Here is a 337-nt window from a genome sequence, read left to right as displayed (position 1 = left end):
AAATCGTTTCGTACTCGAGGTATATTGCGTCATCATTTCTCCTAAATTCCTAGCGCCTTTGACATTTTTTCTGCTAACCAAGGCTTGCGCCATCCCAAATACTCGTTAGGCAAACTTTTATCGCCATGCCGACGAACATTTATGACAACACGTTCTAACATTTTTCTTGAGCCCAGTAACTGAACAGCAATCCCCGAATCTTTGGCGACCTGCGCGACTATCGCTTTTAGCTTCTGGTAATAATCCAGCTCCCGGCCTCTAACCGGTCGGTCAATCGGGCGTAAGTCAATTTCTGAATCACTAAACTCCGCAATTATTTCCAACAATTCCTCGCCAT

The 337-nt window shown here is 44.8% G+C and carries 1 protein-coding gene; it reads right to left on the bottom strand.

Features of this window, described 5'->3' with window-relative positions; all coding sequences use genetic code 11:
- Positions 1–41: 41 nt before the first annotated feature.
- A partial coding sequence (locus A3735_RS22835; RefSeq protein ID WP_231882628.1) for a hypothetical protein occupies positions 42–337 on the bottom strand: 296 nt, incomplete at its 5' end.

It is taken from the genome of Oleiphilus sp. HI0061, from assembly GCF_001635675.1.
This window is presented reverse-complemented; position numbering and strand designations above follow the sequence as displayed.